This is a genomic window from Bifidobacterium anseris (genome assembly GCF_002860345.1).
In the GTDB taxonomy this organism is placed as follows: domain Bacteria; phylum Actinomycetota; class Actinomycetes; order Actinomycetales; family Bifidobacteriaceae; genus Bifidobacterium; species Bifidobacterium anseris.
The window spans coordinates 786,288-809,951 of the sequence record NZ_NMYC01000001.1 but is presented as its reverse complement, the minus strand read 5'-3'; the positions used below and the strand labels follow the sequence as shown (position 1 = coordinate 809,951).

Genomic DNA, 23,664 nt, shown 5'->3' with positions numbered 1-23,664 from the left:
ACAGCAGCGGGCCCCGCCGGATTCATCGGAATCGGCGGGGCCCGCTGCTATGCGCGCGGCGGCCTCGGTCAGGCCAGACCGGACAGGCGGTCGATGAGCTCCGGATCGCGCGTCGCGCCCTTGTCGGCGGAGCGCGCGAAGGCGGCGAAGGCCTTGAGCGCCTGGCTCACCTGACGGTCGCGGTGCGCGACGTAGCCGTCGCCGGCCTCGAGCTTCGCGCGGCGTCCGGCAAGCTCCTCGTCGGACAGTTCGACGTTGATTGTGCGGTTCGGGATGTCGATCGAGATGATGTCGCCATCCTCGACGAGCGCGATCGTGCCGCCGCTGGCGGCCTCCGGCGCGACATGGCCGATCGACAGACCCGAGGAGCCGCCCGAATAGCGGCCGTCGGTGATCAGCGCGACTTCCTTGCCGATGCCCTTGCCCTTGACGAAGGAGGTCGGGTAGAGCATCTCCTGCATGCCTGGGCCGCCCTTGGGACCCTCGTAGCGGATGATGAGCGCCTGGCCGGGCTTGAGCGTGTCGTTGAGGATGACCTCGACGGCCTGCTCCTGCGATTCGACGACGAGCGCCGGGCCGCGGAAGGTCCAGATCTCCTTCGGCACGCCGGCGGTCTTGACGACGCAGCCGTCGGGGGCGAGGTTGCCTCGCAGCACGGCGAGGCCGCCCTCGGTGACCGCCGGATGCTCGACGTCGTGGATCGCGCCGGCGACGCGGTCGGTGTCGAGCGAATCGAACTTCGTTTCGTGCGTCCACGGTTCGGGGGAGACGATGTGTCCCGGCGCGGCCTTGAAGAAGTCCTTCGCCTCGTCGGTGCAGGTCTCGCGCATGATGTCCCAGTCGTCGAGCTTCGCCTCGAGCGACGGATAGTCGATCGAATGCACGTCGCGGTGCAGCTTGCCGGCGCGGTCGAGCTCGCCGAGGATGCCGGTGATGCCGCCGGCGCGGTGCACGTCAGAGATCTCCCATTCGCCCGAAGGGGAGGCCTTGCAGATGCATTGGACGGTGTGCGAGATGCGTTCGATGTCGTTGAGCGTGAAGTCGACGTCCGCCGACTGCGCCATCGCGAGGATATGCAGCACCGTGTTCGTCGAGCCGCCCATCGCCACATCCATCGTCATCGCGTTCTCGAAGGCGTGCTTCGTCGCGATCGAACGGGGGAGGACGGATTCGTCGTCCTCGTGGTAGTAACGGTTCGCGATGTCGACGACGGTCTGTGCGGCGCGCTCGAACAGCTGCCTGCGGTAGCCATGGGAGGCGAGGACGGTACCGTTGCCGGGCAGCGCGAGGCCGATCGCCTCGGTCAGGCAGTTCATCGAGTTCGCCGTGAACATGCCGGCGCACGAGCCGCAGGTCGGGCAGACGGTGCGCTCGTAGGCGAGCAGGTCCTCGTCGGTCATGTCGTCGTCGGCCGACGCGTACATGACGTCGATGAGGTCGGTGTTCTCCTTGACGGTGCCGTCGGGCAACACCGTCGTACCCGATTCCATCGGGCCGCCGGAGACGAAGACGGTCGGGATGTTCAGGCGCAGCGCGGCCATCAGCATGCCCGGTGTGATCTTGTCGCAGTTCGAGATGCAGATGAGCGCGTCGGCGCAGTGCGCGTTGACCTGATACTCCACCGTGTCCGCGATGATCTCGCGGCTCGGCAGCGAGTAGAGCATGCCGGTGTGGCCCATCGCGATGCCGTCGTCGACGGCCATCGTGTTGAATTCGCGCGGGATGCCGCCGGCCTTCTTGACGGCTTCGGAGACGAGGCGTCCCACCTTGTTGAGGTGGACGTGACCGGGGACGAACTCGTCGAAGGAGTTCGCGATGGCGACGATCGGCTTGCCGAAGTCCTTGCCATCGACGCCGGCGGCGCGGTAGAGCGCGCGGGCGCCGGCGAACATTCGTCCGTTCATGATTTTCGCAGATCGCATTTCCATAACACGTCATTCAACAGCACCGGGTGAGCGGCGTGCCGCCGAATGGTCATATCGTGGGAAATCTTCGCGGAACCTTGACAATGTACGTCGCCGAATCACGTCGCCGAACCGATCCGGTGCGCGCGGCGGGCGGACTTGCGCACGGGGCGTGTACGGGTCTGCGCCCTGAGATAGAATGACTGTTTTGAACAAGCTGAACAAGCATCGTGCGAGTGATTTGGAGACCTCAACTATGGCATTCGGTACCGAGCCTACCCCGACCGGACTTGCGAATCCGCCGATCGACGACCTGATGGAGCACGCGGACTCCAAGTACGCGCTGGCGATCTTCGCCGCGAAGCGCGCCCGTCAGATCAATTCCTACTTCACGCAGCTCAACGAGGGACTGCTCCAGAACGTCGGCCCGCTCGTCGAGTACCAGAGCCAGGAGAAGCCGCTGTCGATCGCGTTCCGCGAGATCAACGAGGGCCTGCTCGAGGAGACCCTCGGCGAGGACGACCTCAACGAGGGCAACTGATCCCATGAGGGCGCACGGCTGACGGTCCGCGAACGACCTCGGCCGCACCGCCGATCGGAACACGACCTCCGGTTTCCCATGTCGCGTAATATCCGGCATCGGAAATCGGAGGTCGTCTAATATGCGACGAAGCGACTATGATGTGTCGCGGACGTGTCCAACCCATGCGCCCGCCGCATCCCACACCACCAGCATCAGGGGAGTTTTATGGCCGAACTCAAGTTGATTTCCGCGGAATCGGTGACCGAAGGGCACCCGGACAAGATCTGCGACCAGATCTCCGACGCTATCCTCGACGACATGCTGCGTCAGGACCCCCATTCGCACGTCGCCGTCGAGACCTCGGCGACGACCGGCCAGTTCTTCGTCTTCGGTGAAGTCTCGAGCGAAGGCTACAGCGACATCCAGAACATCGTGCGCTCCGTCGTGCGCGGCATCGGTTACACGAGCTCCGAGGTGGGCCTTGACGCTGATTCGTGCGGCGTGCTCGTGTCGATCACCGAGCAGAGCCCCGAGATCAACCAGGGTGTGTCGCGGCTGAGCCGCGAGGCCGAAAGCGCCGCGTCGCGCGAGGAACGCTACGAGGCGCAGGGTGCCGGCGACCAGGGCGTCATGTTCGGCTACGCGAGCGACGAGACCGACGTGCTCATGCCGCTGCCGATCCATCTGGCGCACCGTCTCGCCAAGCGCCTGACCGACGTGCGCAAGTCCGGCGAGGTGCCGTTCCTGCGCCCCGACGGCAAGACGCAAGTGACGATCGAATACGACGAGCATGATGTGCCGGTGCGTCTCGACACCGTCCTCGTCTCGACGCAGCACGACCCGTCGGTGCGTCAGGACTGGCTCAAGGAGCAACTCGACGAACACGTCATCAAGCCGGTGCTCGACGAGGTCCTCGCCGACCGTGTGCGCCACGACGACTACCGTGTGCTCGTCAACCCGACCGGCTCGTTCATCATGGGCGGCCCGGCCGCCGACGCCGGCCTGACCGGCCGCAAGATCATCGTCGACACCTACGGCGGCGCCGCGCACCACGGCGGCGGCGCGTTCTCCGGCAAGGACCCGAGCAAGGTCGACCGTTCCGCCGCCTACGCGGCCCGCTGGGTCGCGAAGAACATCGTGGCAGCCAGCCTCGCGCACAAGGTCGAGGTGCAGGTCGCCTACGCGATCGGCGTCGCCGACCCGGTGAGTATCAACGTCGAGACCTACGGCACCGAGATGGACGGCGTGACGCGCGAGCAGATCCAGCGCGCCGTGCGCCGCGTCTTCGACCTGCGCCCGGCCGCGATCGTCGACGAACTCGACCTGCTGCGCCCGATCTACGCGAAGACGGCCGCCTACGGCCACTTCGGACGCGAGGACGCCGACTTCCCGTGGGAGGCGACGAACCGCGTCGACGCACTCAGGGACGCGATCGCCGCCGAACGCGACGGAAAGTGAACACCATGACGGGACGCCATCGGCCGCGATGGCGTCCCGTCGGTTTTACCGGCAGCTGAACGGCCCGGCAACCTCGCTTGGATAGACTGCTGGAACAAGCTGGGACCAATGGTCGCCGGAACAACCGGCATCGTGCGGCCGCACGTGGCCGGAAACATACCGTGCGGCCGCACGCGTGCAGAGCGTATATGAGGAGGAACGAACAATGGCATCGATGACCGTCGCGCAGATGGTGGGGCTCTTCGTCAAACCGGACGCGCCGATTCATGTGACCGCCTTCGACGGTTCGAGCTTCGGCGACCCGGACGCGCCGGTCACGCTCACCGTGAACAATTCGCGGGCCGTCTACCATCTCGTCAACGCGCCCGGCGAACTCGGGCTGGCGCGCGCTTATCTGCAAGGCGACATCGACTCGCCGCAGCTCGTGCCGGGCGACCCCTACCGCCTGTTCGGCGACCTCGTGGCCGTCAAGCCGTATCTGCGCACGCCGAACCCGGCGCAGCTCGCGCATGCGCTCGCGTCGATCGCCTCCCACGGCATCCGGCGTCCCGCGCCGCCGACCATCGAGGGCCCCGGCAGGCTGCGCCGTCTGACCGAAGGTCTGCTGCCGCATTCGAAGGCCGGCGACGCGGCGACCGTCAGCTACCACTACGACCAGTCGAATGATTTCTACGCGCTGTTCCTCGGTCCGTCGATGACCTACACCTGCGCCGTCTTCGACTCGCCGGACACGTCGCTCGAGGCCGCGCAGAAGGCCAAGCTCGACCTCATCCTCGACAAGCTTGCGCTCCGGCCGGGCTCGCGCCTACTCGACATCGGCTGCGGCTGGGGATCGATGGAGATCGAGGCCGCCAGACGCGGCATCCGCGTGCTCGGTGTCACGCTCTCCGAAGAGCAGGTCGAATGGGCGCAGCGCTGGATCAGGCGCGAGGGCCTCGAGGACCTCGCCGAGGTGCGCCTGATGGACTACCGCGACGTGCCCGAAGGCGATTTCGACGCGATCTGCTCGATCGGCATGATGGAGCACGTCGGCCACAGGCACTATCCGGCGTATTTCAAGGAGATCTACGACAAGCTCAAGCCGGGCGCGATGCTGCTCAACCACCAGATCACGCGCTGCAACTCGCATCAGGGCAAGAAGGCGGGCGAGTTCATCGACCGCTACATCTTCCCCGACGGCGAACTGTCAAGCCCGGCCGAGATCGAGATGGTTATCCAGGACACCGGCTTCGAGGTCGTCAACCAGGAGAACCTGCGCCAGCACTACGCGCTGACTCTGCACCGCTGGAACGAGAACCTCGTCGCGCACTGGGACGAGGCCGTCCGCCTCGTCGGCGCGCCGAAGGCACGCCTGTGGGGCCTGTACATGGCCGGCTGCGCCTACAACTTCGAGATGAACAACATCCAGGTGCACCAGTTCCTCGCCGTCAAGCCGCAGGCGAACGGCACCGACGTCTATCCGCTGCGCCCGTGGTGGCCCCGCCACTGAGACGGATTCAGCAGATCCACTGAGCCGGCGGCCGCCGATCCGGACGCCGAGACGGCCGTTACACTGGGAATCATGAGCATGAGCGAAGCGATGCAGCCGACCTTCGACGGCATGCAGCCGCGCACGCGGCGCACGCGCGGCAAGGCGACCCATACGCCGGCCGCGCAGCTGCCGGTCGCGCGCGTCGTCCTCGACATCCAGGCCACCCATCTGGGACGCTGCTTCGACTATCTGATCGACGAACGCCTCGACGACGCGGCGCGTCCCGGCTGCCTCGTGCGCGTGCGTTTCGGCGGCCAGCGTGTCTCCGGCATCATCTGGGAACGCGTCGAGCACAGCGACACCGACGCGTCGGCGCTGCGCTACATTGAACGCGTGCTCAGCGGCGTCGTCATGGGCGACGAGATGCGCCGCGACGTCGCCGCGATCGCCGACGCATACGGCGGCACATGCGCGAATATCGTGCGCGTCGCGCTGCCGCAGCGCATCGCCGCCGTAGACAAGGAGATGGCACAGTTCGCCGCTGCACAGTTCGCCGCTGCGCAAGACGTCGTCACGCAGCCCGACGACACACCAACCGATGCCACGCAATCCGACGTCCCATCGATCGACAACGCCCGCGCGGCCGCCGTCGTCGCGATGCGCGCCGACTTCGCGCGCCGCTACGAGCAGGCGCACGTCCTCGCCGACGCGCTCGGCGCGGGCCGTTTCCAATCCTTCGTCGTCGACGCCGTCGCCGGCTCGGCCATCGACGACCTCGCGTGGATGGCGGCGTCGGCGCTCGCGCACGGCACGTCGGCGGTGCTCGTCATGCCGTCGATGCGCGAGGTGTGGGAGCTCATGCGCGCGCTCGAAGGCACCGGACTGTCCGCCTTCGCGCCCGACGGCGATACGTGGGCCGGCGACGTGGCCGTGCTCAGCGGATCGCTCGGGCCGGCCGAACGCTACCGTTCCTACCTCGCCGTCTCCTCGGGGCGCGTGCGCTGCGTCGTCGGCACGCGCGCGGCGATGTACGCGCCGGTGTCGGGACCCGTGCTGTTCGCCGTGCTCGACGACGGCGCCTACCAGTACGCGGACGGGCTGATGCCATACGCGAACGCGCGCGGCGTGTGCCGGCTGCGCGCGCGGTTGCACGACGGCGTCTTCGTCGCAATGGCGTATGCGCGCAGCGTGCTCAGCCAATGGGAATGCGAGGATACGACGGCGATGCCGGTCGCCGTGAGCGGGCCGAGCACGGCAATCGTGCCGTACCGCGACGTCGCACGTGCCACCGCGCCGCCGGTGCGCTGGCTCAACCGCGACGAACTGGCCAGGCTCGCCGATCCGAGCATCGGCGCTCGCGTGCCGCACACCGCCGTGCGCGTGCTGTCGGGCGCGCTCGAGCACGGTCCCGTCCTGTTTTCGATTCCCTCCGACGGCATCAGCGAATCGCTCGTGTGCGCGCGCTGTCTGCGGCAGGCGCGTTGTCTGCGCTGCACCGGGCCACTCGAACGCGTCGGAGCAAACGCGACGCCGCGCTGCCGCTGGTGCGGCGCGCCGGCCGTCGATTGGCACTGCCCGCATTGCGGCGGCGATCGCATGCGCGTCGTGCGCGTGGGTGCCGCCGGCACCGCGCAGGAACTGCAGGGGCTCTTCCGCGGCGTACCGATGATCCTGTCGAGCCCGCATCAGCCGCAAGGCGTCATCGAGCAGGTCGCCGACGCGCCGGCAATCGTCATCGCGACGCCCGGAGCGGAGCCGCGCGTGCGCGCCGGCGCCTACCGCGCCGTCGCGATCCTCGACGCGTGGACGAGCCTGTACCGGCAGAACATCGACGCATACATCGACGTGCTGCGCGACTGGATGCGTGCGATGGCGCTGTGCGCGCCGCGCGCCGACGGGGGAGCGGGACTGCTCATCGGCGAGACCGATCCGGTGATCGCGCAGTCGCTGATGATGTGGGATTCACGCATGCTCGCCGCCGCCGAACTCGCGCAGCGGCGCGAGGCGGGGCTGCCGCCGGTCGTGAGCGCCGCCTGCGTGTGGGGGCAGCGCAACGCTGTCGCCGAGGCGCTGCGGCGCATCGGCGTCGTCGGCGACGGCGACTGGGCGAGACTGCGGCTGGGCGACGACGAGTTCCCGGCGGTGCTCGGCCCGGTGCCGATTCCACCGGAACGCACCGTCGACTCGCGCGAACTCGAGCAGATGCGCGACCGCGTCAGGGCCGTTGTCCTCGTTGCGCACGCGCGGCGCGCCGAACTGGCGGCGCGGCTGCGCACCGCCGTCGCCACGCACGTCGCGGCGCGCGAATTCGGCGAACTTCGGTTCCGCGTCGATCCCAAAGACCTGCTGTGACGCTCAGCTCACGGCGACACGCCTCGCGTGCCGGCCTCGTCGACTACGATGGGGGGACGACCGGCGGCGCCGCGATGACGACGTCATGGATATGGATGGACAACGAACAAGGAGAACGTGAGGATGCTGCGAGTACTGTTTGCGGGCACGCCGGAGGTGGCGGTGCCCTCGTTGAGGACGTTGGCGAAGGACACCGAGCATTTCGAGGTAGTCGCCGTGCTCACGCGCCCCGATGCGCCGACCGGACGCGGCCGCAAACTCATGCCGAGCCCGGTAAAGATGGCCGCGCTCGAACTGGGGCTGCCGGTCATGGAATGCGATCCGAACGAGGAGGCCTTCCTTTCGGCGCTCAAGGCGACCGGCGCCGAAGCCGCCGCGATTGTCGCCTACGGCAGGATCCTCAAGGAGCCGGTGCTCGAGGCGCTGCCGCTGGGCTGGTACAACCTGCATTTCTCGCTGCTGCCGCAGTGGCGCGGCGCCGCCCCGGTGCAGCGCGCGATCTGGGCGGGCGAATCGGTGACCGGCGCGTCGGTGTTCCGCGTCACGAAGGGCATGGACGAAGGTCCGGTGCTCGCGCAGTCGACGGTCGAGATCGGCGCGCATGAGAACGCCGGCGAACTGCTCGACCGTCTCGCCGAGGACGGCGCGCATCTGCTCGCCGCCTCGCTCGAAGGCATGGCCGAAGGCCAGATCACGCCGGTCGAACAGCCGGCCGGCGCCTTCGAAGTGGCCGCGAAGATCTCTCACGACGACGCGCACATGCGCTTCGACGTGCCCGTCTTCGCGCTCGACCGCCAGATCCGCGCCTGCACGCCGCTGCCGGGCGCATGGTGCGACCTGCATGTGCAGGGCGACGCGCTCGCGCCGACGACGCTGCATGTGACGAAGGCGTTGCCGGCGAACGCCGAGTTGCGCGAAAGCGTCGAGGTCCCCGACGACCTCAAGCCCGGTGAGCTGCGCGCCACGAAACATCATGTGTGGGTCGGCACGAGCACCGAGGCACTCGAGCTGCAGCTCGTCAAGGCGCAAGGCAAGAAGGAGATGGGCGCGGCCGAATGGGCGCGCGGCGCGCATCTGGGACCCGGCGCGTTCCTCGACTGAGGACATCGAGCGGCTGCGCGACATGCAGCCGTAGAACACGCGTGAAACATGACGCGGCCGGCGGCACTTGATCGGTGCCGCCGGCCGCGTCGTATATATATCGAATCGACTGTACATCGAACTGTATGTCGATTGGAATCGCGCGTCAGCGCCGCAGATAGCCAAGGACACGCGTCAGGTCGCGTTCGTCGATCGTATGCGGCGCGGCGCGGCGCACGGCCGGCTTCGCGCAGAACGCGATGCCGAGCGCCGCCTCGCCGATCATCGGCAGGTCGTTCGCGCCGTCGCCGACGGCGATCGTCTGGTCCGCGTCGATGCCGTTGTCCGCCGCCCACCGGCGCATCGCGCGCAGTTTGACGTCCTTCGTGACGATCGGCCCGGCGACGCGTCCGGTGAGTGTGCGCGACATGTCGTCCACCTCGAGCCGGTTCGCGATGCGGTAGTCGAGTCCGGCCGACTCGGCGAGCCGGTCGACGATCTCATGGAATCCGCCGGAGACGACGCCGACCTTCCAGCCGTGCGCGTGCAGCTCGTCGATGAGCTCGAGCGCGCCGTTCGTGAAATGCAGCCTGCGGTACACGTCGTCGAAGATCGACACAGGCAGTCCTTCGAGCAGTGCGACGCGCGCGTCGAGCGCCTGCGCGAAATCGAGTTCACCGTTCATCGCGCGCGCCGTCACCGCGCTGATGCGTTCGCCGACGCCCGCGGCCTCGCCGAGCTCGTCGATGACCTCCTCGTCGATCAGTGTGGAGTCGACGTCCATGACGAGCAGGCCGGGGCGACGCAGCGTGGGCGCGTCGGCCGCAGGCATGGAGGCCGTGTCCTCATCGGCCGTATCGTCAAGGATTTGCAAAGGTGTTGGGCTCATAGTGACGATTGTCGAAAAACGTTGGGACAATGGTGCAATGCGTTTTTCGATGATTCTCTCCCAGATTCCGCTCGACGAGCAGCTGCAGTGCGCGACGAGCTCGGACGGCCTCATCGGCTCGATGACCGCATGGCTCGTGCAGCTCATGGAGACGGTCGGCGGAGTCGGCGTCGCGCTCGCGATCGCGCTCGAATCGATCTTCCCGCCGATCCCGAGCGAGATCATCCTGCCGCTCGCCGGATTCACGGCGGCGCGCGGCAGCATGGGACTGGTCGCCGCGATCCTGTGGGCGACGATGGGTTCGCTGCTCGGCGCATGGGCGCTCTACGGCATCGCCCGCTGGTTCGGCCTGCACCGCATCCACCGCGCCGCCGACCGCATCCCCGGCGTCAGCCGCGGCGACGTCGACAAGGCGAACCGCTGGTTCACGAAATACGGCACCTGGTCGGTGCTGCTCGGCCGCGTCATCCCGGTCGTCCGTTCGCTCATCTCAATCCCGGCCGGCTTCAACCGCATGAACTTCGCGCAGTTCTCACTGTGGACCTTCCTCGGTTCGGCCGTGTGGAACACCGTGCTCGTCACCGCCGGATACATGCTCGGCGACCGCTGGTGCTCGATCCTCGGCGTGCTCAACGTGTTCGAGGACGTCATCATCGTCGTCTTCGCCGCCGTCCTCCTCTTCTTCGGCGCACGATGGATTCGCAATCTGATACGCGAGCGCCGCGCAACACGCTCCGACGGGTAGCATGACGGTACGCGCTACGCGTTGAAGTCAGGGCCGGACGGCGCTCTTCCGCTACACTTGGGCTTGTGTCGCCTCACGGGGCGACACCCGATGCGGCGAAGGACGCCGTCCGGCCGTTTTTTCGTCATGCGCTGCGCCGGAACCGTCCGCACCGCGCGTGGGAAGCATCCGATGAAGCGCATGGCGAGGTGGACGATGCACGATCCATACGTTTCCGGCGGTCCCGCCGCCGATTCCCCCGAGGCGCTCGCCGCGTACGCCGACCGGCTGCAGGCGAAGAACCACGCGCTCGCGGCCGCCCTTCGGCGCGCGACCGACGAGCTCGCCAAGGCGAAATCACAACTCGAGCAGTTCACCAGACCCCCGCTGGGTTTCGCGACGATGCTGCGGCTGCACGAATGCGCGAGCGACGACCACGGTGTGCGCCACGCGAGCGTCGAGGTGATGCACGGTGCGCGCCGCATGATCGTGCCGGTGGCCGCGCAGGTCGACGCCGCGCGACTCGAGCCGGGTATGACGCTGCTGCTCGACGAGAACCTCGTCGTCGTCGCGACCGCCGCAGCCGAGACCGTCGGAGCCGTGCGCGCCGTCGACGACGTGCTCGACGACGGACGCGTCATCATCGTCGACGCCTCCGGCGACCGTCGTCTCGTGCGCCGCGCCCATGATCTGCGCGACGCGCGCCTGACGTGCGCCGACCGTGTCGTCGTCGACCCGTCGAACCGTTTCGCCGTGGCGATGGTGCCGCGCGAGGACACGGCGCAGCTGCTGCTCGAGGAGGCTCCGGACGTCTCCTTCGCCGACATCGGCGGCCTCGACGCGCAGATCGCGCGCATCCGCGACGCCGTGCAGCTGCCGTTCGAACATCGCGACCTGTATGCCGCCTACGGGCTGACGCCGCCCAAGGGCGTGCTGCTGTACGGGCCGCCCGGCAACGGCAAGACGCTCATCGCGAAGGCGATCGCGCACGAACTCGCCGGCGACGGCGCGCGCGGCGTCTTCCTCGCCGTCAAAGGCCCCGAGCTGCTCAACAAATACGTCGGCGAATCCGAACGCCTCATCCGCCTGCTGTTCGACCGCGCGCGCGAACGCGCCGCCTCGGGACAGGCCGTCATCGTCTTCATCGACGAGATGGACGCGCTGCTGCGCACGCGCGGCTCGGGCGTCTCCTCGGACGTCGAGACGACGATCGTGCCGCAGTTCCTCGCCGAACTCGACGGCGTCGAACGGCTCGACAACGTCATCGTCATCGGCGCGTCGAACCGCGTCGACATGATCGACCCGGCCGTGCTGCGCCCTGGCAGGCTCGACGTCAAGATCCGTGTCGACCGTCCCGACAGGGATGCCGCGCTCGCGATCACGGCGCGTTATCTGACGCCGCGGCTGCCGTACGCCGACGGCGTCGACGCGGCTGCGCTCGCGCGCACGCTCGTCGACGACGTCTACCGGCGCGACGGCGCGCGCAGGCTCGGTCGTGCCGTGCTCGATGACGGCTCGAGCCGCCCGCTCGACCTCGCCGACGTCGTCTCCGGCGCGATGCTGCGCAACATCGTCGATCGTGCGAAGACGGCGGCCGTCAAGGCGAGCGTCGGAAGCGGCGAGACCGTCGCACTCGACGCCGCGATGATCGTGGCGGCCGTGGACGACGAGCATCGTTCGGTGCGCGACACGCTCGGCGGCATCGACGCCGTGCAATGGGCGAAGGTCAACGCGCTCGGCGATGGCCACGTCGTCGAACTGCGGCGCGACGATGATGTCGTCGACAACGACGGCACCAACAATGATGACGACATCAACAATGACAACGTCAGCAACAACGACGGCGGCGCCGGCGACGGGTCGGACCGGGGAAGGGGGCGCGCATGAGCGTGCGCAGGGTGATCGGCACCGAGACGGAGTACGCGGTTATGGCGGATCGCGGCAACCCGGTGCAGTGGTCCTTCGACGTCATCGCCGGCGCCGGCGACGAGGCGGCGCGCACCATCCGCTGGGACTACCGTCAGGAGGACCCGATCAACGACATGCGCGGCCAGCGCCTTGAACGCGCCGCCGCGCGCCCGGAGATGCTCACCGACGAGCCGCAGCCGCAGATCACGAACGTGCTCGCCGCCAACGGCGGCAGGCTCTACGTCGACCATGCGCATCCCGAATACTCGTCGCCGGAGACCGACGACCCGTTCACGGCGGTCGTTTACGACACGGCGGGCGACGTGCTGATGCGCCGCGCCGCCTCATGCGCGAACGCCGAGGGACACGAGGACGGCACGCTGCGGCTCTACCGCAACAACGTCGACGGCAAGGGCGCGAGCTGGGGTTCGCACGAGAACTATCTGATGCGCCGCGACGTGCCCTTCGACACGACCGCGGCGATGATGACGGCGCATTTCATCACGCGCCAGCAGTACACCGGCTCGGGCAGGATCGGTCTGGGCGAACGCGGCGAGCGGCCGGGCTACCAACTGAGCCAGCGCGCTGATTATTTTCATATGCAGGTCGCGCTGCAGACGACCTTCGACCGTCCGATCGTCAACACGCGAGACGAGTCGCACGCGCCCGCCGACATGCGCCGGCTGCACGTCATCGTCGGCGACGCGAACCGCATGGACGTGCCGCGCGTGCTCAAGCTCGGCACGACGAGCATGCTGCTGTGGACGCTCGAGCACGCCGACGAAGCCGGCATCGACGTCGCCGCACGCCTCGAGGAACTGCGGCTCGACGACCCGGTCGACGCGATGCACCGCGTCTCGCACGACCTGACGCTCGCCGAGCCGCTCGCGATGGCGCACGGCGGCACGATGACGGCGTGGCAGATCCAGGTCATGCTCAGCGCGCTCGTCTACGAGACGGCCGCCGCCGTCCACGGCACCGACACGCGCGGCGAGCCGGTGTGGCCGGATCGCGAGACGCGCTCGGTCATGGCGATGTGGAAGCAGGCGCTGCTTGACGTGGCCGCCATGCGCCACGCCGACGACGGCGAACGTTTGCAGTCGTCTGCCGAGGCGAGCCGCCTTGAATGGCTGTGCAAATGGCAGATCGTCGAGGGGATGCGCCGCAGGCTGCACCCGAGCGAATCGTTCGATCAGGCGTTGGCTGATCCGCGGCTGCAGGCGATCGACCTGCGCTGGGCGAGCCTCGACGAGTCCGAATCGATCTATGCGAAGGTGAGGTCGCGCACCGAACGCACGGCGAGCGACGAGGAGATCGCCGCCGCCGTGGGCGAGCCGCCCGTGGACACGCGCGCGTGGCTCCGCGGAACGCTTGTGCGCCGATGGCCCCAGCAGCTGCGCGCCGTATCGTGGACGCGTGTCACGACGCGCGACGACGCCGACGGCAGGCAGTGGACGCTCGACATGAGCGATCCGCGCGCCTTTACGCAAGAGGCCTGCACCGACGCGCTCGCCGATGCGGACGACGCATGGCAGGCCCTGCGCGCGCTCGGTGGCGCGCCGGTCGACGCCGCGTGCGACGACGGTGGCAGGCGTGCGGTATGATGGCTGGAGCGGCTATGCAAACGTTATACTTATTTCGGTCGTCGTTGCGTCCCGACATCATGGCCGACGCCGTATCGAAGCGATGCCGGCGGGACGCGACGGCCGACGTGAACACGCCGGCGCGCCCCGAGGACGCAACCGACGAGAAACGAGGACGGGCACGATGACGATGGAACTGCGCGACCTGGCGATGCAGGTCGCCCGCATCGCTCAGGACGCCGGCAAACACGCGCTCAGCAACCAGGTGACGCCACGGAGCCTGACCGAGGTGAGCGCGGCGGCACGCGACTATTCGCGCGGGCTCGAACTGGACGGCCGCCTCAGCCAGTTCATCTACAACCGCCTCACCTATGTGGACCCGTTCAACGGCCGCTGGGACGAACGCAGCGACGAATGGCATGCGGGGGACCGCTACTGGTGCATCGGCGGCATCGACGGCGTCATCAACTACACGCGCAACATGGCCGAATGGTCGGTCACCGTCTCGCTGTTCGAATTCAACGAGTTCGGCTCCGCGCAGCCGATCCTCGGCGTCGTGCACGCCCCGGCGCTGCAGCTGACCTACATCGCCGCGCGCCGCAGCGGCGCGATCCGCATGCGCGCGACGCCGCTCGGCGAGAAACGCGAGAAGATCATGCCGTCGACGACGAGCAGCCTCGACGGCTCGGTCATCGGCTTCGGCATGTCGTTCAAATCCGACGAGGCGCGCCACGCGCTCAAGGTCGTCGCCGACATCGCTGGACGCCCCGCCGACATGAAGCGCGTCGGTCCGTCGTCGCTCGACCTGTGCAAGGTCGCCGACGGTACCTACGACGCCTACTTCGAGCCGCATCTGCACAAATGGGACGTCCCGGCGCTCTCCGCCGGTGCCGTCGTGCTGTGGGAGGCGCAGGGCCAGCTGAGCAACTGGCGCGGCGACCTGATTCACTGGCGCAGCGAGAACAACCTCGTTGCGACGAACGGTCTCATCCTCGATGACCTCAAGCCCTACCTCGTCGAGTCCTGGGACAACGCGCAGCCTTCCGACAACGCGCAGTAGCGACGTCGACGACGACGCTGCCGCTACCATCGTCCGCTCTAATGCAGTAGTCTGGCAATCACATATCGATGATTCGCCTACAACGACGACCTGCACCGGAGGAACGACGATGCCACAGGAACAGCGCAACACAGCACACACGCATGACGACCAGACGGCGGCTGCCGACGCGGCGCTCCGCACGCAGGAGACGGGCGCCTACGCCGCGATTGACGACCTCGACGCAATCCTCGACGACATCGAGGAGGTGCTCGAAACTAACGCCGAGGAATACGTCAACGGCTTCGTGCAGAAGGGCGGCCAGTGATGCCGCAGCTGCATGACAGCGGCAACCGCGGCCACGCCGGCGCGTCGACGCATGTCGACGACTTTGCGCGCATCTTTGGCATCGAAACCGAATACGGCGTGAGCGTCACCGGCGCATCGCGCCCGTGCGACGCCGGACAGGTCGCGATGATGATGTTCCAGCCGATCATGCGTCGCGTACGCTCGACGAACACCTACCTGACGAACGGCTCACGGATCTACCTCGACGTCGGCGCGCATCCCGAATACGCGACCGCCGAGGCGCGCACGCCCGGCGACGCGACGCTTGCTGACGCCGCCGGCGAGCGGATCATGCGCGACATGGCGCTCGACGCGCAGCGGCGTCTGCGCGAAACGCACGGCGAGCACGCGACGGTCCACTTGTTCAAGAACAACGCGGACAGCGCCGGCCACTCCTTCGGCTGCCATGAGAACTACCTCGTGCGCCGCGGCGTCGCGCTCACGCAGATCGAAACACAGTTGTTGCCGTTCCTCATCACCCGCCAGATTTTCACCGGCGCCGGCCGCTTCGACGGTGCATACTGGCACGTCACGCAGCGCGCCGCCTTCGTCGACGAGACCGTCTCATCGGCGACGACGCGCTCGCGGCCGATGATCAACACGCGCGACGAGCCGCATGCCGACCCCGAATCCTTCCGCCGCCTGCACGTCATCATCGGCGATTCGAACCGTTCGCAGTGGGCGACGATGATGAAGCTCGCGACGACGCATCTCGTGCTGTGCCTGATGGAATGGGGCGCACGGCATGCGGCACCCACCGGACTCGAATCGATTGCGCTCGCCGACCCGGTCGAGGCGAACCTCGCCGTCGACACCGACGGTGCCCGCGCGACGCTGCGGCTCGCCGACGGCACGACGACGAGCCCGCTCGCGTTGCAGCGGCGCGTGCTCGGCGCGGTGCTGCATTTCGTCGACGCGCGACGCGACGAGGTCGCCGCGTCCCTCGCCGGCGACCCGCTCACGACGCTCGACGACGTGCTCGGCGATTGGGGACGTGGCCTCAACGCGCTCGACGATGGCGACGATGATGGCGATGACGGCGCGGAATCGCTCGCCGACCGTGCCGACTGGGCATGCAAGCGGCGCTTCGCCGCGCGTCTGGCCGCCCGCGGCACCGTCGACCCGATGCGGCTTGCGCAGCTCGACCTCGACTACCACGACATCGCCAATGGCGCGTTGTTCGATTCATTGACGCGGCACGGCATGATGCGCACATTGTGCGACGACGCGCAGATCGAGGCGGCCGTGACGACGCCGCCTGCAGGCACGCGCGCCGTGCTGCGCGGCGCCTTCGTCGACCATGCTGAGGCCGCGCCGGTGACATGGTCGTGCGACTGGACGCAGCTGCGGCTCACCGAACCGGTCAAGGACGAGGTCATGATCCTCGACCCATTCGACGCCGTCGGCGACGAGCGGTATGCACAGCTGCTCGCACTCGTCGATGCCGCCGGGTGATACAGGGGAGGGTGACGCGGCCGTCTGAGTGTATATTCGATGTGCTTGATGGCACAGGAGAACCGATGAGGCCCCGACCAGCGTTGGTCGGGGCCTCATCGGTTCGATGACTCGGTATGGTCAGCCGATCACTCGGTGACGGCCTTCTTCAGCAGGGAGCCGGCCGAGATGCGCACGCCGTAGGTCGCCGGGATCTCGATGGTCTCGCCGGTGCGCGGGTTGCGGCCGGTGCGGGCGGCGCGCTTGACGCGCTCAGCGGAGAACAGACCGGTCAGCTTCAGGCCTTCGCCGGACTTCATGGCCTCGACGAACACATCCTGGAATGCGTTGACGGCGGCCTCAGCCTGAGCCTTGGTCAGGTGGGACTTCTGAGCGATCTTGGTGACGAGATCAGACTTGTTGTATGCCATGTGAGCATCCTTCTTGGTTCAGGGGTTGAGCCCATTGCACGTCTCAACCACATGTTCAGTAATGAATCTTAGCGCATAAATGTGTGGGAAGCGGCGTTTCGCAAGGGTTTTGGGAACTTTTTCGCGTTTGGCGCGCCCATCCGGGCCTCCGAAGGCGTCCTCATCGTCTCCCAGAGGCCTGAAATCAGATCAGATTGTGCTTGTCGAGCCACTTCATCGCGAGCGCGCCGACCGGAATGCGCAGCCAGTAGAAGCCGAGACGGTAGACGAGCGTCGCCGAGATCGCGATTGTCGACGGCACGCCGACGGCCGTGAACGCGACCGATAGCGCGGCCTCGACGGCGCCGAGGCCGCCCGGCGTCGGCACGGCGGATCCGAGCGTGTTCGCGAGCAGGAAGATGAAGGTCGTCTCGATCGGGTTCGTCGAGTATCCGAAGGCCTCGAGCGCCGCCCAGAAGCCGAAGCCAGTGGCCAGATTGAGCAGCAGGCCGCCGGCGGCGCTCACGATGAGCTTCGTCGGCTGCGTCAACGTCTCGAGCAGGCTGCGCGCATACGATTTGACGAGCGGCAGATACTTGTCGGTCACCTTCTTGCGCACCGGCGGAATCGCCATCGCGACCGAGACGATGAGCGCGACGGCGGCGATGACGATGATCAGTGTGTTCGTCGGCACCATGCTCGACAGTGAGTTGCGGCCGGTGAAGATGCCGATGCCGATGAGCAGCAGCACGGTGACGGCGGCCTGCACGGCCCACACGGCGCTCATGATCGCCGTGGCGACGGTGTTGCGGTAGCCGCTTTTGCGCAGGAACTGCAGGTTGACGAAGGCTGGGCCGATGCCGGCGGGCATCGAGACGGCGGTGAAGCCGGCGGCCATTTGCGAGAACAGGATGCCGAGCGGATGACGGCGGTCGGGGTCGATGAAGCCGCCAAGGGAGACGGCTGAGCCGACCCAGGCGAGGAAGCTGAACAGCAGCACGACGAGCGCCATCCAGATGTTCGCGTCGCGCGCCGCCTTAATCATCTCACTCGGGTTCATCTGCGTGATGACGACGACGACGGCGATGACGAGCAGCGCGAGCGCGAAGAACGAACGTGCGCTGAAGCGCGACAGCGTCACCTGTTCGAGCGATTCGGAGACCTCCTCGGGAGCGAGCGCGCCCATCGCCTTGCGCAGATCCTCGAGCAGCGTCTTGTTCCAGCCGGGCAATGTGCGCGTCGACGCCGGCACGGCGGCCTTCTGCACGAAGGGCGTGAGGTTGACGAGCGTGTCGTCGCCCCAGACGCGCCGTGCGACGCGCAGCGTGCGCTCGATGCCGACAAGCGCGGCGAACAGGGCGAGCAGCTGCACCTTGTCGAGCGAGATGTTGGCCGGCGAGCTCGCGTCGTCGCCGTTCTGCCAGCCGGCGATGACCGGCGTGCCATGGCTCGTGCGGGCGAGGACGTCGGTCGTGATGCGCCGGTGTGTGTAGCCGCGCCGGTGCGCGCGCCGCAGATAGGTCATGTATCCGGCGATCGCCTCGTCATCGAGATGGTCGACGTCGGCGGGACGCAGCGCCGAGTCGCGGTCGAGCACGAGGATCGATGATTCCCCGGAATCGACGACGCCGTAGGGGTGCATCGAGGCGAGCCCGAGGTTGCGCAGCCCGAGCAGCATCGCGAAATGGTGGTGCGTCGCGCTGACGGCGGAACGGTCGTGGCGCACGGCGACGCCGCTGAGCCGGATGAGCTGCCACATCTGGTTGAGGTAGCCGGTCACGTGCAGCTGGTTGTCGAGGACGGAGACGACGTAGCGTGCGCCGTCCTTCGTGCGGCACGAGTAGATGCGCGAGTTCTCGACGAGGTCGTCCTCGAGCGACGTGCGCAGGATGCCGTCGTGTGCGCCGTCGGCGTCGCGCAGTCGCAGCTCGGTCGGGTCGAGGCCTATCTGGCGTAGCGCCGAGACGACGTGCAGGCCCCAGGCACCCGAGTTCGGCGTGCCGATCGCGAAGCGGATGACGAGGCCGACGATGCGGCCGATGAGGATCGAGACGATGACGCCGGGGACGGAGTTCCACGAGCTGACGACGAGTAGCAGCGCGCCGATGAACAGCACGTTCCAGCCCCATTTGACGGTCGAATGCATGCGGCGCGGACCCGCCACCGTCAGGAAGGCGCCGATCGACGCGTAGAAATCGGGTAGCAGCGTCGTGCCGGTGTGCGTGCCGGTCGACAGCAGCGAGTTGACGAGGATCGCCGAGCCTTGCGTGGACAGCAGATAGGAGACGCCCCAGACGGCGCCGAAGCCGAGCATGAGCGCGCCGACCGCGCAAGCCGAGCGCAGCCAGTCGCGGTTGATGACGAGCTGGACGAGCACGCTGACGACGGTGAACACGACGATGAGCTGCTGTAGGAACGACGCGGGCACGTCGAGCAGCCATTCGAGGGCGCGCGCCGCCGTGTGCGCGTCGCTTTCGACGCCTTGTGTGATGCCGCGCAGATAGACGGCGAACACGATGATGAGCACGCCGGAGATGAGAGCGGCGGCCGCATGGAGCAGATCGGAGAAGACATGTGCGCGTTTCGGCTCGTTGTCGGCGATGACGACGTCGCCGGCCTGCGGCCCGTCGCCGTCGTGCGGCCGAGCCGCAGGCGTTCCCTGTTCAGATGCTTGCATCGGCGTCCTTTTCCTGTGGGTGGCGGCGGCGGGCGTCGTCCACGCCGGTCGTGCCGCCTTCGAACCCTACCATTCTAGGGGAGCGGCTGCCAAACCCGGCCGGCCGTGGACACGGACATGGACAGGGGATGCACGGATGGGCGTGGGCGAATGGGCGCCGGCGAACAACGGACCGCCGTCCGGACGCCGTACGGATCATCGATGATCCGCGGGCGACCGGACGGCGGTCCGTTGTTCCGCAGTTGCAGGCGGCGATGGTCAGCGGTCGTAGTCAACGAGCTTCGAGGCGGCGCCCACGTAGGTCGCCGGCGTCAGCGCCTTGAGGCGCGCTGTACTCGCCTCGTCGAAGGCGAGCGAGTCGATGAAGGCCTCGACGTCCTGCTGGCCGATCTCATGGCCGCGCATCAGCTCCTTGACCTTCTCGTAGGGCTTCTCCATGCCGGGCAGGCCCGCGAGCTCGCAGGCGCGCATCGCCGTCTGGATCGGCTCGCCAAGCACCTCCCAGTTCTCGTCGAGCTCGCACGCGATGACGGTCTCGTTCGGATGGATCGATTTGAGGCCGCCGAGCAGGTTGTTCAGCGCGAGCACCGAATAGCCGATCGCCGAGCCGATGTTGCGCTGCGTCGTCGAATCGGTCAGGTCGCGCTGCCAACGGGATTCGACGAGCGTCGCCGAAAGCGTGTCGAGCAGCGAGCATGAGATCTCGAAGTTCGCCTCGGCGTTCTCGAAGCGGATCGGATTGATCTTGTGCGGCATCGTCGACGATCCGGTCGCGCCCTTGACCGGCACCTGCGCGAATACGCCGCGCGAGATGTACATCCACACGTCGACGCACAGGTTGTGCATGATGCGGTTCGCATGGCTCATCGTGCCGTAGAGCTCCGCCTGCCAGTCGTGCGATTCGATCTGCGTCGTCAGCGGGTTCCATGTCAGGCCCATGCGGTCCTCGACGAAAACGCGCGAGACGTCGATCCAGTCAACGTCCGGGATTGCGGCCAGATGCGCGCCGAAGGTGCCGGTCGCGCCGTTGATCTTGCCGAGGTACTGCTGCGCGCGCACATGGTTGATCTGACGGTTGAGGCGGTAGACGTAGACGGCGAGTTCCTTGCCGAGCGTCGTCGGCGTGGCCGGCTGGCCGTGCGTCAGCGACAGCAGCGGCAGGTCCCTGAAACGCTCCGCCTGCTCGGCGAGCAGGTCGACGATCGCGTCGATGCCCGGCAGCCAGACGCGTTCGACGGCGTTCTTGACGCAGCGCGCCGTCGACAGGTTGTTGATGTCCTCCGACGTGCAGGCGAAGTGCACGAGCGTCTTGAGTCCCGTCAGCTGCGTCGGGTGGCCGAGGACGTCGGCCGCCTTGTCGAGCTGGTCGTCGATGTAGTATTCGACGGCCTTGACGTCATGGTGCGTGACGGCCTCGTGCGCCGCATGCTGGCGGATGCCCTCGGCGCCGAACTCCTCCGGGATCGCGCGCAGGAAGGCCTGCTCCTGCTCGGTCAGCGGCTCGACGCCGGGGACGATCGGCTTCCAGCCGTTGCCGGCGTAGCCGTTGGCGAGCATGATCATCCACTCGACCTCGACGCGCATGCGCTCGCGGTTGAGGGCGGGCTCGCTGAGATATTCGACGAGCTCGGCGGTCTGGGCATGGTAACGGCCATCAAGCGGCGTGAGCGCGATGGCGGGGGTGATGTCGGTAAGCTTCATGTCCTTCACTCTACGCAGAACCGTGAACGCGGCGGCCCCGGCGTCCCATCCATGAGACGCCGGGGTGTGGCGCTCACTTGTCTGCGTCGTCGCCGATGCGGCCGCGCCAGTACGTCGTGCCCTGATACTCGCCCGCGATCGTTCCGCGCAGATGCGCGTCGTGCCGTTCGAGCGCCGGCGAGCCGAGCTGCGCGGCGCTCGCGTACGCGGCCTCGTGGAAGGCGAGGTCGTGCGTCATCCGCAGCGGCCCGTCGGGAATGTCGACCGGACTCGAGACGAGCGGACGGTCGTCGTCGGCCTCGCTCAGCGAGCCGCGCACCGTCAGCCAGCGCTCGTGCTCCGGGTTCGCGGCGCCGTCGAGCGCGGCGACGAGCTCGTCGTCCATCTCGATGCTCGTCACCCACACGTCCTCGCCGATCGGATGGTTCGCGATCGGCGAGCCGGCGGTTACGATGTGCTCGATGGCGAACTCGTCGACGTAGTCGCTCGCGAGCGTCGCCGCGACGATGCCGCCTTGCGAATGCCCGATGAGCGCGACCGGCTCGCCGACGTCGATGCCGGCGAGCCGCATCGCCTCGGCGACGAAGCGCGCGCTGTCCGCCCGCGCCCGTCGGGCCGCGTTGTCGCCCATGAGTTCGACGTTCTGCTCCCACCCGAACGGCGAATCCGGCTGCCCGTCGGTGCCGGGGATCGTCACGAGCCACGCGTTCGTGCCGTCTGCACGCGCATAGCGTGAGATCGCGATCGTCGCATAGGACAGCCCCGTGCGTGCACCGTCGCCGTTCGCCGCCCCGAGCCGGCGCAGGTCGTGCAGCGCCCCGGCCGTGCCGTCTACGTAGCCGACCGGCCGTTCGCCGGCGTTCGGCGACGTCCGCGTCACGATGAGACGATCGCCTTGCAGACGGTCGTTGATCGGCGCGCTGAGCGCCGCGATCCGTCCGGCCGCGCCGGCGACATGCCGACCGTCATCGCCAATCGCGGCCAGGCCGCCCATCTCATTCAACGCGTTGAGCCGCGTACTGATGCCGGCCATCAGCCCCTCCTGCATCCACGCGGTGGCGTGCGAGGCGTGCGCGACGCCGAAGGAGCCTTCCGTGGCCTTCCCGTACGCCGCCCCGCCCAGACCCGTGCCGACGGCGACGGCCGTCATCGCCAACGGATTGATCGTCGTCAGCATCTGCACGACCTTCGAGGTCATCCGTCGGTTGTCCGATTCGGCCGCGTTGTACAGGCCGTGGGCGCGCGCGACGAGGTCGGCGAGGCGTCCGCATTCGTCGCCGATGCGGCGCAGCATCGCGCCGACGTCGTTACAGGCGTCGACGGCGCGCGTGATGCGATGCGTCAGCGCGGCCGACATGGCGCCGCTTGTACCGGCCGCGTCGATCGCGGGCTGCCTGGCGAGCATGTCCATCTGCCGCGTCGACAACGCGAAGGCCGTGCGCGTCCATGCGGCGGCACAGGCCTTCAGCGCCGTCTGCGTCGCGTCGAGCCGCGCCCACGCCTCGAGGTAGGCACCGTCGTCGGCGACGCCGAAGGAGCCACCGTGCACCGAGGAGGTCACTTGCCTGGTCATCATGCACCCGCCGTTCCCAGCAGCATCGCCGGCGCGAGCCCGGCCTGCGCACGCACGATGCGCGCCTGCGTGCCGGCTGAGCGGATGCGCTCGCGGTAGAGTTCGGCGGCCGTGCCGTGCCATCCGTCGATCCGTGCGGCGCCGAGCGCGCCGACGGCCTCGTCGATTGTCGTCGCGCATTCGTCCGCCATGCGTCGCATGAGCTGATGGCAGTCGGCCATGACGGCCTCGAGCATCGCCGTGCCGTCGTCGCGCAGCAGCGGCGCCATCGTCGTCGGCGGCATGAGCGCCGAAGCGCCGTCCAGTGGTCGTATCGGCCGGCGTCCGTGCATCGGTTCGGCCGTTCGCGTCATGTCGTATGTCGTGTCCATGCCTCCATTGGACGCCGACGACGTCCGCCGTGTCCAGCCGAGCGGACCATTGTGACCGGAAGGCAGGCTCAGCCCCGAAATGTGGACGACACGACGTGTGGATAACATCCGCCTGTGTCCACACAGGATGTAGACAGGCCCTGCCGCGTCCACAATTTGCGGATGCGGCAGGGCCTGTGATTGATATGATTGATGCGATTTGATAGGCAGACGGAGGAG

18 protein-coding genes are annotated in these 23,664 nt (G+C 67.8%); 11 read left to right on the top strand and 7 right to left on the bottom strand.

Annotation, left to right across the window (positions count from 1 at the left end; translation table 11 throughout):
• Positions 1-68: 68 nt before the first annotated feature.
• On the bottom strand, positions 69-1,928 hold the full coding sequence (gene ilvD / locus CGZ88_RS03390) for a dihydroxy-acid dehydratase (RefSeq protein ID WP_026644452.1): 1,860 nt from the start codon (positions 1,926-1,928) through the stop codon (positions 69-71).
• A gap of 232 nt (positions 1,929-2,160) precedes the next feature.
• Here ilvD and rpoZ point away from each other — a divergent pair, with 232 nt between their 5' ends.
• The 5 genes from rpoZ (at position 2,161) to fmt (ending at position 8,809) form a co-directional block, all read left to right on the top strand.
• Positions 2,161-2,445 (top strand): DNA-directed RNA polymerase subunit omega, encoded by a 285-nt coding sequence (gene rpoZ, locus CGZ88_RS03385; protein WP_026644451.1) that lies wholly within the window; start codon positions 2,161-2,163, stop codon positions 2,443-2,445.
• Between the two features lie 207 nt (positions 2,446-2,652).
• Complete coding sequence (gene metK / locus CGZ88_RS03380; RefSeq protein WP_026644450.1) at positions 2,653-3,885, top strand: methionine adenosyltransferase; 1,233 nt, start codon at positions 2,653-2,655, stop codon at positions 3,883-3,885.
• A 205-nt stretch (positions 3,886-4,090) separates the two neighbouring features.
• Complete coding sequence (locus CGZ88_RS03375) at positions 4,091-5,374, top strand: class I SAM-dependent methyltransferase (RefSeq protein ID WP_101671052.1); 1,284 nt, start codon at positions 4,091-4,093, stop codon at positions 5,372-5,374.
• A gap of 72 nt (positions 5,375-5,446) precedes the next feature.
• Positions 5,447-7,708, top strand: a complete 2,262-nt coding sequence (locus tag CGZ88_RS03370) for a primosomal protein N' (protein WP_101671051.1) — start codon at positions 5,447-5,449, stop codon at positions 7,706-7,708.
• Positions 7,709-7,831: 123 nt separating this feature from the next.
• Positions 7,832-8,809: a methionyl-tRNA formyltransferase gene (gene fmt, locus CGZ88_RS03365; RefSeq protein ID WP_101671050.1), complete on the top strand. Its 978-nt coding sequence runs from the start codon at positions 7,832-7,834 to the stop codon at positions 8,807-8,809.
• Between the two features lie 145 nt (positions 8,810-8,954).
• Here the strand turns inward: fmt and serB are convergent, their stop codons facing one another.
• Positions 8,955-9,677, bottom strand: a complete 723-nt coding sequence (gene serB / locus CGZ88_RS03360) for a phosphoserine phosphatase SerB (RefSeq protein WP_026644446.1) — start codon at positions 9,675-9,677, stop codon at positions 8,955-8,957.
• A 121-nt stretch (positions 9,678-9,798) separates the two neighbouring features.
• Here serB and CGZ88_RS03355 point away from each other — a divergent pair, with 121 nt between their 5' ends.
• From CGZ88_RS03355 to CGZ88_RS03330, 6 genes are all read left to right on the top strand, one after another.
• Entirely contained in the window at positions 9,799-10,422 is a 624-nt protein-coding gene (locus tag CGZ88_RS03355) for a DedA family protein (RefSeq protein WP_101671130.1), read from the top strand.
• 195 nt (positions 10,423-10,617) lie between these two features.
• Entirely contained in the window at positions 10,618-12,288 is a 1,671-nt protein-coding gene (gene arc, locus CGZ88_RS03350) for a proteasome ATPase (RefSeq protein WP_101671129.1), read from the top strand.
• Positions 12,285-13,913 (top strand): depupylase/deamidase Dop, encoded by a 1,629-nt coding sequence (gene dop, locus CGZ88_RS03345; protein ID WP_101671049.1) that lies wholly within the window; start codon positions 12,285-12,287, stop codon positions 13,911-13,913. Before arc ends, dop begins: the two co-directional genes overlap by 4 nt.
• A 163-nt stretch (positions 13,914-14,076) precedes the next feature.
• Positions 14,077-14,952 carry an inositol monophosphatase family protein gene (locus tag CGZ88_RS03340; RefSeq protein WP_026644443.1) on the top strand — a complete coding sequence of 292 codons (876 nt, stop codon included), beginning with the start codon at positions 14,077-14,079 and terminating at the stop codon, positions 14,950-14,952.
• 109 nt (positions 14,953-15,061) lie between these two features.
• Complete coding sequence (locus CGZ88_RS03335) at positions 15,062-15,259, top strand: ubiquitin-like protein Pup (RefSeq protein WP_101671048.1); 198 nt, start codon at positions 15,062-15,064, stop codon at positions 15,257-15,259.
• Complete coding sequence (locus CGZ88_RS03330; protein WP_101671128.1) at positions 15,259-16,734, top strand: proteasome accessory factor PafA2 family protein; 1,476 nt, start codon at positions 15,259-15,261, stop codon at positions 16,732-16,734. The genes CGZ88_RS03335 and CGZ88_RS03330 overlap by 1 nt, the downstream gene beginning before the upstream one ends.
• 128 nt (positions 16,735-16,862) lie before the next feature.
• On the opposite strand, the gene CGZ88_RS03325 is transcribed toward CGZ88_RS03330, so the two are convergent.
• The 5 genes from CGZ88_RS03325 to CGZ88_RS03305 form a co-directional block, all read right to left on the bottom strand.
• Positions 16,863-17,144 (bottom strand): HU family DNA-binding protein, encoded by a 282-nt coding sequence (locus CGZ88_RS03325; RefSeq protein ID WP_022857750.1) that lies wholly within the window; start codon positions 17,142-17,144, stop codon positions 16,863-16,865.
• A 184-nt stretch (positions 17,145-17,328) separates the two neighbouring features.
• Positions 17,329-19,800 carry a lysylphosphatidylglycerol synthase transmembrane domain-containing protein gene (locus tag CGZ88_RS03320; RefSeq protein WP_101671047.1) on the bottom strand — a complete coding sequence of 824 codons (2,472 nt, stop codon included), beginning with the start codon at positions 19,798-19,800 and terminating at the stop codon, positions 17,329-17,331.
• Between the two features lie 258 nt (positions 19,801-20,058).
• Complete coding sequence (gene purB / locus CGZ88_RS03315) at positions 20,059-21,501, bottom strand: adenylosuccinate lyase (RefSeq protein ID WP_101671046.1); 1,443 nt, start codon at positions 21,499-21,501, stop codon at positions 20,059-20,061.
• A gap of 73 nt (positions 21,502-21,574) precedes the next feature.
• A complete protein-coding gene (locus tag CGZ88_RS03310) occupies positions 21,575-23,077 on the bottom strand; it encodes a PGAP1-like alpha/beta domain-containing protein (protein WP_243390043.1) in 1,503 nt (500 codons plus the stop codon).
• Positions 23,074-23,445 carry a hypothetical protein gene (locus tag CGZ88_RS03305; RefSeq protein WP_101671045.1) on the bottom strand — a complete coding sequence of 124 codons (372 nt, stop codon included), beginning with the start codon at positions 23,443-23,445 and terminating at the stop codon, positions 23,074-23,076. Before CGZ88_RS03305 ends, CGZ88_RS03310 begins: the two co-directional genes overlap by 4 nt.
• Positions 23,446-23,664: the final 219 nt, after the last annotated feature.